The 13,692-nt window shown below is 66.0% G+C and carries 12 protein-coding genes; all 12 read right to left on the bottom strand.

The window, feature by feature from the left end:
* Window positions 1-500: 500 nt before the first annotated feature.
* The 12 genes from M0G41_RS05765 to ykgO all read right to left on the bottom strand — a co-directional run bounded on the left by M0G41_RS05765 (window position 501) and on the right by ykgO (window position 13,558).
* Window positions 501-833 carry a hypothetical protein gene (locus tag M0G41_RS05765; RefSeq protein ID WP_248206331.1) on the bottom strand — a complete coding sequence of 111 codons (333 nt, stop codon included), beginning with the start codon at window positions 831-833 and terminating at the stop codon, window positions 501-503.
* Window positions 834-931: 98 nt separating this feature from the next.
* Window positions 932-1,378, bottom strand: a complete 447-nt coding sequence (locus tag M0G41_RS05760) for a hypothetical protein (protein ID WP_248206332.1) — start codon at window positions 1,376-1,378, stop codon at window positions 932-934.
* Between the two features lie 90 nt (window positions 1,379-1,468).
* Window positions 1,469-1,801 (bottom strand): hypothetical protein, encoded by a 333-nt coding sequence (locus M0G41_RS05755; RefSeq protein ID WP_248206331.1) that lies wholly within the window; start codon window positions 1,799-1,801, stop codon window positions 1,469-1,471.
* A gap of 99 nt (window positions 1,802-1,900) precedes the next feature.
* Window positions 1,901-2,299 (bottom strand): hypothetical protein, encoded by a 399-nt coding sequence (locus M0G41_RS05750; RefSeq protein WP_248206329.1) that lies wholly within the window; start codon window positions 2,297-2,299, stop codon window positions 1,901-1,903.
* A 1,971-nt stretch (window positions 2,300-4,270) separates the two neighbouring features.
* Window positions 4,271-4,768, bottom strand: coding sequence for an SMI1/KNR4 family protein (locus tag M0G41_RS05745; protein WP_248206327.1), 498 nt, complete (start codon window positions 4,766-4,768; stop codon window positions 4,271-4,273).
* Window positions 4,769-5,346: 578 nt separating this feature from the next.
* Window positions 5,347-6,798, bottom strand: coding sequence for an exodeoxyribonuclease I (gene sbcB / locus M0G41_RS05740; protein ID WP_248206324.1), 1,452 nt, complete (start codon window positions 6,796-6,798; stop codon window positions 5,347-5,349).
* Between the two features lie 106 nt (window positions 6,799-6,904).
* Window positions 6,905-9,520: a GGDEF/EAL domain-containing response regulator gene (locus M0G41_RS05735; protein WP_248206322.1), complete on the bottom strand. Its 2,616-nt coding sequence runs from the start codon at window positions 9,518-9,520 to the stop codon at window positions 6,905-6,907.
* Window positions 9,521-9,597: 77 nt separating this feature from the next.
* Window positions 9,598-10,836 carry a TraB/GumN family protein gene (locus tag M0G41_RS05730; RefSeq protein WP_248206321.1) on the bottom strand — a complete coding sequence of 413 codons (1,239 nt, stop codon included), beginning with the start codon at window positions 10,834-10,836 and terminating at the stop codon, window positions 9,598-9,600.
* 102 nt (window positions 10,837-10,938) lie between these two features.
* Window positions 10,939-11,826 carry a carbon-nitrogen hydrolase gene (locus tag M0G41_RS05725; RefSeq protein ID WP_248206318.1) on the bottom strand — a complete coding sequence of 296 codons (888 nt, stop codon included), beginning with the start codon at window positions 11,824-11,826 and terminating at the stop codon, window positions 10,939-10,941.
* 11 nt (window positions 11,827-11,837) lie between these two features.
* Complete coding sequence (locus tag M0G41_RS05720; protein WP_248206316.1) at window positions 11,838-12,878, bottom strand: agmatine deiminase family protein; 1,041 nt, start codon at window positions 12,876-12,878, stop codon at window positions 11,838-11,840.
* The gene (locus M0G41_RS05715; protein ID WP_248206312.1) at window positions 12,875-13,210 is read right to left on the bottom strand and encodes a hypothetical protein; all 336 of its coding nucleotides are present in this window, start codon (window positions 13,208-13,210) and stop codon (window positions 12,875-12,877) included. The genes M0G41_RS05720 and M0G41_RS05715 overlap by 4 nt, the downstream gene beginning before the upstream one ends.
* Before the next feature lie 222 nt (window positions 13,211-13,432).
* The gene (gene ykgO, locus M0G41_RS05710) at window positions 13,433-13,558 is read right to left on the bottom strand and encodes a type B 50S ribosomal protein L36 (RefSeq protein ID WP_029213509.1); all 126 of its coding nucleotides are present in this window, start codon (window positions 13,556-13,558) and stop codon (window positions 13,433-13,435) included.
* Between the last annotated feature and the right edge of the window lie 134 nt (window positions 13,559-13,692).

The raw sequence follows: 13,692 nt of genomic DNA, 5'->3' as shown, positions 1-13,692 counted from the left end.
CGTACTCCATGATGGCCAGGATCAAGACGATCCACCCAAAGGCCGAATACACGATTGCAGCCGATCCGGTCTGCTATTGAACTACGAGCGCTTGGGGCTAGTTGACGGGGGAATCCATACACGCATAGTTGGGCAGCAAGGGAGGGTGCCGGAGCGAGGCGCCTCGGGACGGAAAGCCTGCCCCTGTCGCCCGCCACCTGAAATCCTCCGAGCCGCTGACCCGGTGCTAGCGGAACCAGGCTCCGGGATGGCGACTTGCTGCACGACTCAGCACCCCTGGCGTGCGAAAGGGGTGCCCGCCTGCGAAACCGCTCGGGAACCAGCGAAAACGGCCCCCAGGCGCCCGACGCCACGGTGGCCCGGAGCGTGGATGACATGATCTCGCGGAGCCTGGATGGAACCCGACTCCCTTGCGGCCCAACGCCGCATTGAGCGGCCGATGGCCGACATCATCTCAGGAAACTCGAGGGCCAGCCCCATCGGTCCGCTCGAATGCACAGTTAGGCGGCACCATCGATGACAAAACCGGCGAAGTCACCTGCCCACAAAGCGCTACCGAAAGTGTAGATCTCCAACATTTCTACCTGACCAGAGCTCATAGCGATTGAGGCCCCCATGCCAAACTCAACACCAGGCACCTGGATGAGACCGCTAAGGCTGTAGTAGCCGTCCTCCAGCGCAACCGACCGGTGTGGCTGGAAGTATGTAAAGGAGCCTGCACCGGATAGCTCGCGGCGGTCCACCCGGAGATCGGCAATCGGATCTAAGGCAGGATGGTCTTCCGCAATGCGGCCCAGAATTGCTTTCTCAAAAGTGGTCAGCTGAGAGTCCATTCCTTGCTGCCTAACGCCGTATTCAGCTGCCGCGGCGCGACAGTTCGTCAGAAAACATTGTGGCATCTCCCCGTGGTCAGCTGAAATACGTAGTTAGCCTACACCCGTTCAAACCCCAGGCTTACGGAAGCTGGCTTCAATGGCTGTGCTACTGCAAGAGCAGGCGAGGCACACACCATCGCAAGAAAAGGCGCCGCTTCCTCGCGTGACGCACACCAGAACTCTCCAGACTCAACAGCACGCAACTGATCTGAAGGTTGATATCGAAAAGTAAGAGAGAGTTGATAGAGGGCAGGGTCATCGCCTTTTCCAGGCACGATGAACTGGCGGGTGAGATCTGCCTCGAAATGCTCGCCTTCGCCCCAATCGTAGGTGCCCCACTGAAAAAGCAGCATGTCCTGCTCAGGACCCATACAAGACTCGACTGTGCTCTTTTCGTATAGCTCCACTGCGCATCGAAACGACTGAAGCGGTTGCCATTGAGGCTTGGGAGATTGACTGAGCAGAAGCTCACGAAGCTTGGGCAGCACGTCGCGTGGTTTCATGTGTAGGCTAACGCCGCATTGAGCGGCCGATGGCCGACATCATCTCAGGAAACTCGAGGGCCAGCCCCATCGGTCCGCTCGAATGCACAGTTAGGCGGCACCATCGATGACAAAACCGGCGAAGTCACCTGCCCACAAAGCGCTACCGAAAGTGTAGATCTCCAACATTTCTACCTGACCAGAGCTCATAGCGATTGAGGCCCCCATGCCAAACTCAACACCAGGCACCTGGATGAGACCGCTAAGGCTGTAGTAGCCGTCCTCCAGCGCAACCGACCGGTGTGGCTGGAAGTATGTAAAGGAGCCTGCACCGGATAGCTCGCGGCGGTCCACCCGGAGATCGGCAATCGGATCTAAGGCAGGATGGTCTTCCGCAATGCGGCCCAGAATTGCTTTCTCAAAAGTGGTCAGCTGAGAGTCCATTCCTTGCTGCCTAACGCCGCGTTAAGCGGCCGCCGGCCGATATCGTATCAATCAACATCGAAGCACCTCCCGGCGGTCCGCTTGAACGCCGAGTTAGACCTATGCAAGAGAGCGCTCAAGCAGGGCTATGAGGCGGGGCTTAGTGAGTTGCTCAATCGCATTTGTAACGCGCCCTCCATGGTCGTGCTCTCCTGCATCAAATGCCTGATACACCAGCCAAGAGAACTCAGGCAGCAGCTCCATGTGCCATGAACCCATAGAGGCGTACCAGCTGAGCGCATTGATCGCATTGTCAGCCTCATCGAAGGAAAGCGTGCCAGAAAGGAATAGCTCGGCTGTAGTTTGCGCGAACAGATCGCAAAACCCCTCCCGATCAAGCTCGAAATCTTGCATGACGGTCCGAACCTGGTGTTCTTCGAAGGCGGCTGCTTGCGCGGCGGAATCGACCAGTGGGGCGTGTGAAGCAGACCTCACAAGCTGATTGAGTGCCAGATTCATAGGTCTAACGCCGCGTTAAGCGGCCGCTGGCCGAATAATCATCGGGAAACAAGGAAGTCTCTCCCAGCGGTCCGCTTGAACGCATAGTTGGACATCACTCGCCGGACCTCGATGGCACGGGCCACAGGGTCGCGCGGTCGGGCAAGAACGGAGGAGGATTTCGGCTGATGATTTTCCACTCTAGTCGATTGTCGTTTCCGGTAAGGGAAACCTTTACTTCAGCTACCGTGACAAGGTTGCGACCCCTGAGCTCACTAAGCGTAAGCAGGGACGAGCGCCAACCAATGTCGACGTGGACTTCGAGCGGCTCTCCGATTGAAGGACTGCTCAGAGTGCCAACTAGGTCGCCGTCGGACTCAGCCAGAGACAGGTCGATAAACCGAACCTCCTGAGAAGTGACATCCCCCTCGTTCGTCCACGTCCGGTGAATGTGTTGGCGCGTATTCGCGATCGATTCAGAGCGCACGTTTGACAGCCAAAAGATGGAGCCCAACAGAGCTCCAACTATGGCGAGTGCGTAAGTCGCCGCCTCTAGCCAGTCCTTTGTACCCCAAGTCGCCATATCGCTCATAGTGATGTCCAACGCCGCATTGAGCGGCCGATGGCCGGAAAAGTATCAGGAAACATCGAAGCCTGTCCCATCGGTCCGCTCTAATGCATAGTTGGGCGGCGGCGCGGCACTTCACGGAAGGCGCTAACTCTTATGAAGAGCAGCATACAGTCTCTCGCCAATTGCCTCACAATCTGACAGCGCAAAGTGGCAGCCTTCAAACGCTTTGGAGAATACCTCAGAGACTGCCTTCGTCGACTCTTCGGCGTTCGAGCACCTTAGGAGCTTGGGCACCAGGAGCGACGCTTCGGAATAAAACTCGTCGCCCGGGGCGCCACCGGCAAGTAATGCCAATGGGTCCCATGAGGCCAGAATTGACCGAGTAACAGCTAGCGCGGCCTCATAGTCGCGTCGCGCTGCTTTGTCGCCTGCCGCAGTCATTCTCACGCCGCCCAACGCCGCGTTAAGCGGCCGCCGGCCGAAAGCGTATCAGTAAACATCGAAGCACCTCCCGGCGGTCCGCTTGAACGCATAGTTGGGCAGCAAGGGAGGGTGCCGGAGCAAGGCGCCTCGGGACGGAAAGCCTGCCCCTGTCGCCTGTGCGCAGCAACCTGCCGAGCCGCTGACCAGATGCTAGCGGAACCAGGCACCGGAACGGCGAGCTGCTGCATGACTCAGCACCCCTGACCTGCGAAAGCGGTCCCCGCCTGCGAAACGGCCCGGAAAACAGCGAAAGCCGACCCCAAGCGCCCGACGCCACGGTGATTCGGAGCGAGGGCTACATGATCGCCCGAGCACTGCAAGGAACCCGACTCCCTCGCGGCCCAACGCCGCGTTGAGCGGCCTGCGGCCGACAGCAATTGGTTCATTCGAAGTGTCTCCCCGCAGGTCCGCTCTAACGCACAGTTAGGCATCGACACGACGTGGACTCCTCAGATCATATGACTCCTCGGGCAAAACCTCGCCAGAGAACACACCCAACGTAGCATGCTCGAAACGCTCAACGAATTGGCGAAGCCTGTCGTCATCGAGATTGGAGATTGTGAAGACATCACTCGAATCGTAGTGAGACGCGAGGCAGCCAAGAACCCGGGCTTGAACTCTTGAGACGGCCTCAGCTATTGGACGATTGACTGCTTCGGACCCTTTGTTCCTCAAAGCTATTGCGACCAACGCGTCGTGAAGCTCCCAGAATGCTGATTCGCACCAGAGCCCTTCTTCGACGAGCCTTCCCCAGAAGGAACTTGGCCAGCTTTCAGAGCCAGGAAGATTGGCTCGCAGCACGTGAACCGGATCGCTCAAGATCGATGCCTAACGCCGCGTTAAGCGGCCGCCGGCCGAAAGCGGGTCAGAGAAAATCGAAGCATCTCCCGGCGGTCCGCTTGAACGCCCAGTTGGGCGGCGTGCCGACAGCGGAACGCTCACCACCACCACCACTTTATGACCAGATGCTCTCGCCCGGTAGCAACCAGACGCATATCTGTGGACGATACAAGCGCGTTGTCGCGCAAGAAATCCAGAATCGACCCCGCAACCGGATCGTCCGAGATCGATTCTACTTCGTGATCCCAGAAGTAGACCTCGGGCGTACACCTTCCACCGATTGACCTGAACCCATAGTAGTCGCCGCACCCATTTGGTGAAACCGCCACAAAACCTTCGACGCCTCTAGCCCGCAGCTCCTCATTCTCACCGACCAGGCCACCACCGGAACCTACGGCAGGAGTGAGAAGCTCAACATAGTGGAAGTCGCCAGCACCGTAGTCGTGCAGGATGTGCTTATAGTCGGCAGGGAGCTGTACGCCTAGCAGGGCTTCAGCTTTAGAAATCGCTTCTTCCGGCACCGGCACAGGAAACAGTAGCCAAGTCTCATTGTTCTGCGACGCTGCTACGGCTTTTGCGAACTCGTCAGGTTCCATCATCCTTTCCCACGACCGCCCAACGCCGCGTTAAGCGGCCGCCGGCCGAAAGCGTATCAGTAAACATCGAGGCACCTCCCGGCGGTCCGCTTGAACGCATAGTTGGGCAGCAAGGGAGGGTGCCGGAGCGAGGCGCCTTGGGACGGAAAGCCAGCCCCTGTCGCCCGCCACCTGAAATCTGTCGAGCCGCTGACCAGATGCTAGCGGAACCAGGCACCGGGATGGCGACTTGCTGCACGACTCAGCAACCCTGACCTGCGAAAGCGGTGCCCGCCTGCGAAACGACCTGGGAAACAGCGAAAGCCGACCCCGAGCGCCCGACGCCACGGTGGCCCGGAGCGTGGACAACATGACCGCGCGGGGCCTGGATGGAACCCGACTCCCTTGCGGCCCAACTACTATTCGGCTGCAGGGTGCAGCGGTAATTGCAGCGTAGCATGTAGGCCTAGTTTGGGGAGGGATGGGGAATTCTGCCATGAATCATGGAGTTGGGCTGGTCCTTGCGGCCTAGTACCGCAGCCTATCCCGGCATCTAGGAGGGTTAGGCCGCAGGGTAGGGCGAAGGCGTTCCTGGGCGCCTAAGGGAGCGAATGGGTGGGTGGTTCTGGCAGTGGTTCAGCGCCTGCCTCTTTCATCAAGCGTTCCCGCCACTGCCGAAGCGAATCGCTTAGGTCCTCGCTCAGCTGCTCGCCCTGGGCTGCGAGGCTGGCGTCGAATCGGGCGAGGGCTTCGGGGTTCAGGCGCTGCTGGAGGTGGTTCTGCCAGCGCCGGCGCTCTTCGGGGTCTAGCGTCTCCGGCCAATTTCGGGCGCGGTAGCGGAACAGGAGCTCATCGCCGCGGGGATCGCGGAAGCGGCCGGTGAAGTCGGCGAGGTCCTTGGGGGCGGCGCGCTGGATGCGCTGGCGTAGGGGGGCGTCCTCGCGGCTGGGGAGGAGGTCGTAGAGGGCGACGTCGACGTCCTGGGCAGGTGGGTGCTGGCGGTCGAAGGCGAGTGCCAGTCGGTCGGTGAGAGCGCTGCCGGCGTCGCGGAGGGCGAGGGCGCGCTGCTCGGCGGCGGCGGGGTCGAGGCCTAGGCGCTGCCATTCCTCGGGGCGGACGTGCTGGCGCTGGATCAGGGCGGGGCAGCGGTTGAGGTGCACGCCCTTGATCGGCGGACGGGTCAGGCCTTCGGCTTCGAGCTCCTCGCCGGGGCTGAACAGACGGCGGGCCAGCTCGTCGGCGGGCAGGTCGATCCAGTCCTCGACCGGGCCGCTCAGCTCGGCGACCAGCATCTGGTTGCCGGCAGACGGGTGGGGCATCAGCGGCAGGATGATGCCGGCGCAGTGGCGCTGGGCGGGGAAGCGCGAGGAGACGTGCAGCAGCAGCTCGCCGCCGGGGCGCAGCAGGGGGGCGACCTCGCGCTTGTTACGGAACCTGAGGTGATAGTCCCAGAGCCGTGGCTGTCTGGCACGGAACAGGCGGGCAAGTCCGAGGGTGGCCTCGACGTCGCTCATGGCGTCGTGGGCGTGGCTGTGGCTGATGCCGTTCGCGGCAGCCAGGTGTTCAAGGCGGAAGCTGGGCGCGCCGTCCTCGCGCAGCGGCCATTCGATGCCCTCGGGGCGCAGGGCGTGGCAGAGCCGGGCGAAGTCGAGCAGGTCCCAACGGCTGTTGCCGCCGGCCCATTCGCGCTGGTAAGGGTCGAAGAAGTTTCGGTACAGGCCGTGGCGGATGAACTCGTCGTCGAAGCGCAGGCTGTTCCAGCCGACGCTGCAGGTGCCGGGGGTGGCCATCAGGGCCTGGACCTGGGCGATGGCCTCGGCCTCGACCAGTCCCGTTGCGTCGAGCTTGAGCGGATCAAGGCCGGTGACGGCGACCGCTTCGGGCGAGGGCAGGGCGTCGCGGGGTGGCTTGAACCACAGGGTGACCGGCTCTTCGATCAGCTCAAGCGCGGCGTCGGTGCGCACGCCGGCGAACTGGGCGATGCGGTCGCCGCGCGGGTCGATGCCCCAGGTCTCGAGGTCGTACCAGAGAAAGCTTGCTTCGGCGGCCATGGCGGTGTGCTGCGGACAAGGCCGCGAGCTTACCGCGCGCGGCGGCGCGGCGTCCCGATTGAACGATGGGTGGTGGGGGCCCGCCTTGCCGCTGCCGGCGCGGCGCTCAGCGCTGGGCGGCGGCCTTGAGCGGGGCCTCGATGAGCACCGGCACGTCCTCCAGCAGCTTGCCGTCCAGCGCGCGCAGGGCGGCGGCGCGCAGCTGCAGGCGGGGCAGGCCGACGGCATTGCCCTGGGCGAGGTTGACCCCGCATTCGAGCAGGGTGTGCAGGGCGGCCGGGTCTTCGACGCACTCGGCGATGGTCAGCTTGTTGGCGGCCTCGGCGATGCTCGACAGGGCGGCGACCACGGTGCGGTCGAGCGGATCGTCGGGCAGGCCCTGGATCAGCGAGCCGTCGATCTTGAGGATGTCGGCCTCGAGGTTCTTCAGGTAGGCAAAGGTCGAGAAGCCGGTGCCGAAGTCGTCCACCGCGATGCGCGCGCCGAGCGCACGCAGGTCGTGCAGGACGCGCTGGGCGCCGGTGACGTCCTCGATGGCGTGCGACTCGGTGATTTCGAAGATCAGCTGGGTGGCGTCGATGTCGTACTCGACCACCCGCGCGGTAACGAAGCCGGCGAGCCCCGAATCGGCAAGCGACTGGGTGTGCAGGTTGATGGTCAGGGAGACCGGGCGTTCGGAGTCGCGCAGGTCGCGCAGGGCCTGCAGCGAGTGGTCGATGACCCAGCGGTCGATCTCGCGCATCAGGCCGAAGCGCTCGGCGGTCGGCATGAAGGCGCCCGGCATGACCAGCTCGCCCTGCGAGTCGCGCATGCGGATCAGCACCTCGAACAGCGCCGGGCTGTTCGGGTTGCGTGCCAGCTGTCGGCGCCACAGCTCGGGGCCGCCCGGGTCGAGGTCGTCGTCGAGGATGCCGTCGAGCGGGACGATCGGCTGGAAGGCCAGCACGAAGCGGTCGTGGCGCAGGGCCTCTTCCAGGCGCACCGACCAGCCGAGGTCGCGGTCCATGGCGGCGCGCTCGTTGGAGTCGGGCTGGTAGAGCTGGGTCAGGTTGCGTCCGCCGTTCTTGGCCTGGTGGCAGGCGACGTCGGCCTGGGCCATGGCCTCGGAGGGCGAGAGCGTGCGCGCGTCCATCGCCGAGGCGCCGATCGAGGTGGTGATGCGGTAGGACTTGCCGCCATAGCTGAAGGGCGCGGCGGTGAGCGCGCGGCGGAAGCCGTCGGCCAGGCCCTGCAGGTCGCCCAGGGCGACGTTGCGCAGGATCAGGGCGAACTCGTCGCCGCCCATGCGGGCCAGGTGGTCGGTGGCGCGCAGGCGCGACTTCAGGCGCTGGCTGACCTCGATCAGCAGCTGGTCGCCGGCGCCGTGGCCGGCGGTGTCGTTGATGTACTTGAAGCGGTCGATGTCGAGGAACAGCAGCAGGGAAGTCTGCCCGCTGCGGCGCAGGCGGCTGATCTCCTCTTCCAGCTGGCGCTCGAACCATGCGCGGTTGTGCAGCTTGGTCAGGGCGTCGTGCTCGGCCGCCCAGCGCAGGTCCTCTTCCAGCCGGCGCCGCGCGGAGACGTCGCGGAAGGCGACCACCGAGCCGCTGCGCTCGCCGTCGACGCGCATCGGGAACACCGTGCAGTCGACCGGGATCGGCTTGCCCAGCGCATTCCAGAAGGCGGTCTGCCAGCCGGACAGCTCGGAGCCGCGGGCGTAGCTCTGCAGCAGGGGGCACTGGCCGCGGGCCAGCAGCGAGCCGTCCTCGTGCGCGTAGTGGATGACCTCGAAGGCGTTGCGGCCGATGAGTTCGGCGCTGCCCTCGTAGCCGAGCAGCTCGCAGGCGGCGGGATTGATCAGCTGGATGGTCCCGACCGGATCGACCACGTAGACGCCGTCGCCCACCGAGGACAGGATGCCCTCCAGCCGGCGGCGTTCGGATTCGACCGTCTTGCGGTCGCGCACGGTGCGCGCCAGCGAGTGGATGCGGGCGACGAAGAGCTCCTTGGCCTCGCTCTTGAACAGGCACTCGACGGCGCCGCTGGCCAGCGACTCGCGGATCACGTCGTCGGAATAGGCGCCGGTGATGATCGCCGGCACCACCTTGGCGGTGGCCGGGTTGGCGCGCAGCTCCTGGATGAGTTCGGTGCCGTTGCGGCCGGGCATGAAGTAGTCGACCACGGCGATGTCGACCGGCTGGGTACGCAGCTTGGACAGGCCTTCGGCGACGCTGGAGGCGGTCTCGACCATGTAGCCGTCGCGCGAGAGCAGGCGCGAGAAGGCCGCGCGCACGGTGGCCGAGTCATCGACCAGCAGGATGCGCAGCGGCGGGCCGTCGCTGGCCTGCGGGCGATCCTCGACCACGATCGGCTCGAGAAGATGGCTGAGTGCCGCGGCGGCTTCCTGGAAGTCGGCCCAGGGCAGGAGGGCGGTGCGCGGGCGGGTCATCCGCCAGTTGATCGCCGCCGAGCTGGTGGTGTCGCTCAGCACCAGCACCGGAAGGTGTTCGAACAGCGCGCCGTGAAGCAGGCCGAAGACATCTTCGGCAAGGCCCTCGGAGTACTCGGGCCAGCCGATCACCACAGCGTCGAAGCGCGCGGTGCTGCCGGCAGCGCGCATCAGTACCGCGTAGGCATCATCCAGGTTGCCGAGCGCGGTGACCCCGAAACCACGCTGGGTGAGCAGGGCCGACAGCGCACGCCGTCGGGTGCTCGATGCTTCAGCAAGCAGAACCGTCTTCACGCCAAGCCGCTCCCCCTCGACACGCGGTCGGCGCAGGGGCCGGCCGGATCGCGCCGGCGCCTTTCCCCAGGCCCGGTCTAGTCGAACAAAGCCTGCAGCATACGCCATCCGGCAATGTAAACGCCGATGGCCGTGCCGGTGCTGGTGAGAAAGAAGTTGAGCAGGACCCGGCTGACCCGGTTGCGCCACCAGCCGCCGACCGTGCCGACATCGTCCTTCAGGCGGTCGAAGTCGGCCACCGTGGGCCGGCGCAGGGTGACCTCGACCAGGGCGCTGACCGTGCCCGAGGAGAGCAGGGGATGCAGCGGGGTCAGCGGCGAGGAAAGGAAGGCGGCGATGACGCTGAGCGGATGGCCGCCGGCCAGCGCACAGCCGATGGCGCCCAGGCCGCCGGTGGCCAGCACCCAGACCAGGAGCAGCTCGGTGCCGACGTCGACGCCGCGGGCAAAGCCCCAGGCGAAGCCGCCGATCACCAGGGCAGCGATGGCGATCGCGATCCAGGTGCCCCAGCGGCCAGGTGGGGGCAGGGCATCGAGCCGCGAGACCGTGGTCTCGGGGGGCTCATCGCTGTCGCGCAGGTAACCGGACAACCCGGCCAGATGACCGGCGCCGACCACGGCCAGCACTTCGCTGGAGCCTTCGCGGGCAGCGGCCTCGCGCAGGCGCGCGGCCATGTAACGGTCGCGCTCGTCGATCAGGGCGCCGTAGAGGCGCTCGCTGCGGCTGGCGAACTCGGCGAAGGTGCTCTCCAGCATGTCGCCCTGCTTGAGCTTCTCGATCTCGTCGGCATCGACCTGCTCGTCGACCAGGAGGCTGGCCAGCAGGCCGCTCATCAGCTTGATCCGCTGCCACCAGCCGACCGCGGTGTAGGTGCGGCGCAGGGTGGTGCCGACATCGCGGTCGATGCGCCACAGCGCCTTGCCTTCGGATTCGGCGGCCTCGATGGCGGCGCGCATCTCGGCGCCGGGCTCGATGCCGAGCTGCTTGGCCAGGCGTCGCTGGTAGGCGGACAGGGCGAGGTTGGCGGCGACCAGGCCCACCTTGCCTTCCTTGACCACCCGGAACAGGTCGAGCTTGGCCAGCTGGTTGGGCTCGCGCAGGCTGCGGAAGCGCGGCTCGCAGAGCTCCACGGCCACGGCGTCGAAGCGCTCGCGCTCGGCCAGGGCGCGGACCGCGTCGACGCTGGCCTGTGAGACGTGCGCCGTGCCGAGCAGGGTGAAGCGGCAGCCGTCGCGCTCGACGCGCAGGATCGGCTGGCCGGCCAGCGGGTCGACCGTGGATTCGATTCCGGTGGGCGCCGGGGCGCTGTCCATCATCGGTGCATCCTTGCGGGGTGGGGGCGGGGTGGACACCGTAAGGTGCGCGGCGGTTCCCGGCGCGTCGCCGGGACGAGGCGGCGCTACGCCGGGTTGCTGCGCTCAGTCTCGATAGCGGCGCTGCAGGTCGGCGTAAGCATCGATGCGCCGATCGCGCAGGAACGGCCAGATGCGCCGCACCGATTCGCTGCGGCCGAGGTCGACGTCGACCACCAGCACCTCGGCCTCGTCGCGCCCGGCCTCGCCGAGGATCTCGCCCTGCGGGCCGGCGACGAAACTGCTGCCCCAGAACTGGATGCCGCTGCCGTCGGTGGGCGAGGGCTCGAAGCCGGTGCGGTTGCAGCTCAGCACCGGCAGGCCGTTGGCCACGGCGTGGCCGCGCTGGCTGAGGATCCAGGCCATGCGCTGGCGCTCCTGCTCGGCGCTGTCATCGTTCGGGTCCCAGCCGATGGCGGTCGGGTAGAACAGCATCTCGGCACCGGCCAGGGCCATCAGGCGCGCGGCTTCCGGATACCACTGGTCCCAGCAGACCAGCACGCCGAGGCGGCCGACCGAGGTGTCCACCGGCTCGAAGCCGAGGTCGCCCGGGGTGAAGTAGAACTTTTCCAGGAAGCCCGGATCGTCCGGGATGTGCATCTTGCGGTAGCGTCCGACCAGAGTGCCGTCCTTTTCCAGCACCACGGCGGTGTTGTGGTACAGGCCCGGGGCGCGGCGCTCGAACAGCGAGCCGACGATGACCACGCCGTGCTTCGCCGCCAGCCGGCCCAGGCGCTCGCTGCTCGGGCCGGGGATCGGCTCGGCGCGATCGAACTCGTCGACGTTCTCGTGCTGGCAGAAGTAGGGGCCGTTGTGCAACTCCTGCAGCAGGACCAGCTTCGCGCCCTGGCCGGCAGCTTCGGCGACCGCGGCCTCGATGCGCTGCAGGTTGTCCTCGACGGAGCCGCGATCCCGGTCCTGGACCAGGGCGACGCGAAGGGTATTGCACTTCATGGGTGTCTCCTTCAGGCGGCGAGCACGCCTTGCGGCAGCTGCATGGTGACGCAGTGCAGGCTGCCGTTCTGCCAGATCAGCGGGCGGCAGGGCACCGGCACGATCTGGCGGTCGGGGAAGGCGCGCGCCAGCACGGCGGCGGCGCGCGCGTCGGCGGGATCGCCGTAGGCCGGCATCAGCACCGCACCATTGATGATCAGGAAGTTGGCATAGCTGGCGGCCAGCCGGCGGCCCTCGTCGATCACCGGCTGCGCCCAGGGCAGGGCGAACAGCTCGAAGGACTGGCCATTGGCCTGGCGCAGCGAGGCCAGTTCCTCGGCCATTCGGCCCAGCGGGTCGAAGTGGCTGTCGGCCGGGTCGTCGCAGCCCTGGTAGACGATGCGCGTGGGCGAGGCGAAGCGGGCCAGGGTGTCGATATGGGCGTCGGTGTCGTCGCCCTCGAGATAGCCGTGGTCGAGGATCAGCACGCGGTCCTGGACCAGCCTCTGCAGCAGGACGCCGGCGACCTCGTCGCGAGACTTGTCGGGATGACGCTGGGCAAGGCAGGCCCAGGTGCTCAGCAGGGTGCCGCGGCCGTCGGTCTCGATGCCGCCGCCCTCGAGGATGAAATCGACCGGCTCGTGGCGGCAGCTGGAGGCGAACACGCCGCGCTCGATCAGGCCGGCAATCAGGGCGTCGTCGCGGCCGGCCTCGAACTTGCCGCCCCAGCCGGTAAAACGGAAGTCGAGCAGCACGGGGCCGTCTTTCGAGAGCAGGCTGATCGGGCCGGAGTCGCGCAGCCAGGTGTCGTCGTAGTCGATCTCGACAAAGCGCAGGCGCTGCGGATCGGCCCCGGCCGTGGTCAGCAGCCCCCGCGCACGCTCGACCAGCTGGCCGTCGCGGCAGCAGATGACCAGAGGCTGGAACCGGGTGACTGCGGTGCCGAGCGCGACGTAGCTGGACTCGACCTCGGCAAGGCGCTCGGCCCAGTCGGTGCCATCATGCGGCCAGGCGATAAGGACCGCGTCCTGGGGCTCCCATTCGGCGGGGAAACGCCGCTCGGCCGCGCTCACGGTTCCTGGCTGACGGGCTTCGGGCCCTTCTCGGTCGGCAGCGCGCGGTGGACCACCGCATTGACCACGTGGTTGTGCTCGAAATAGACCGAGAACTGCGGGTAGTCCCAGCGGGTGATCGGCGGATGCTGCGGGCGATCGCCGCCCACCGGTGCATGCTTGCGTTCGGGCGCTCCGAACTGCGCCTCGACCTGGTTCATCAGCGCGCCGCGACGCGGCAGCTGGACGTCGGGACGGGCCTCGACCCGCTCGATCAGCAGCACGTCGGCGCGCAGATCGGGGGCGGCGGAGAACATCAGCAGGGCACCGGCGGCAAGCAACAGGCGGCTCATGGGCAAACTCCTGGCGAACTGGATCGCGGCGGATCGGGTCGGATGCGGCAGGGCGACAGTGTAACGCCAAGCTCCGCCGAGCCGCGCGGCGGCTGGCAGACGGAGTTCAGGACGGTGCGCTGCCCGGGTGCCCGGAGCCCGGCGCGTGCGGGTTGAGCGATCGCCAGACGCGAAAAGGGCCGCTCTAGGCGGCCCCTGTCGCGACTGCAACCAACGCGAGGATCAGCGCTGGCGGGCCTTGAAGCGCGGGTTGCTCTTGCAGATCACGAAGACCTTGCCGCGGCGACGGACGACCTTGCAGTCACGGTGGCGGCTCTTGGCCGACTTCAGGGAGGACAGAACTTTCATGATGGCGTCCGCTTGAATCGAGGGCAGGAAAGCGCGCGAGTATAGCGGGCGCCCCGCAAAGCTTGCAAGCCATTGTTGCGCGAGGGGCGCCGGGCAGCGCCGGCGCTATGGTAGCGTTCATCCCGGTCGCCCCG

Origin of the sequence: Pseudomarimonas salicorniae (assembly GCF_023156535.1) — a bacterium.
GTDB lineage: Bacteria > Pseudomonadota > Gammaproteobacteria > Xanthomonadales > Xanthomonadaceae > Pseudomarimonas > Pseudomarimonas salicorniae.
Note: the sequence above shows the minus strand (reverse complement) of the source record. Positions and strands in the feature narration are given on the sequence as shown.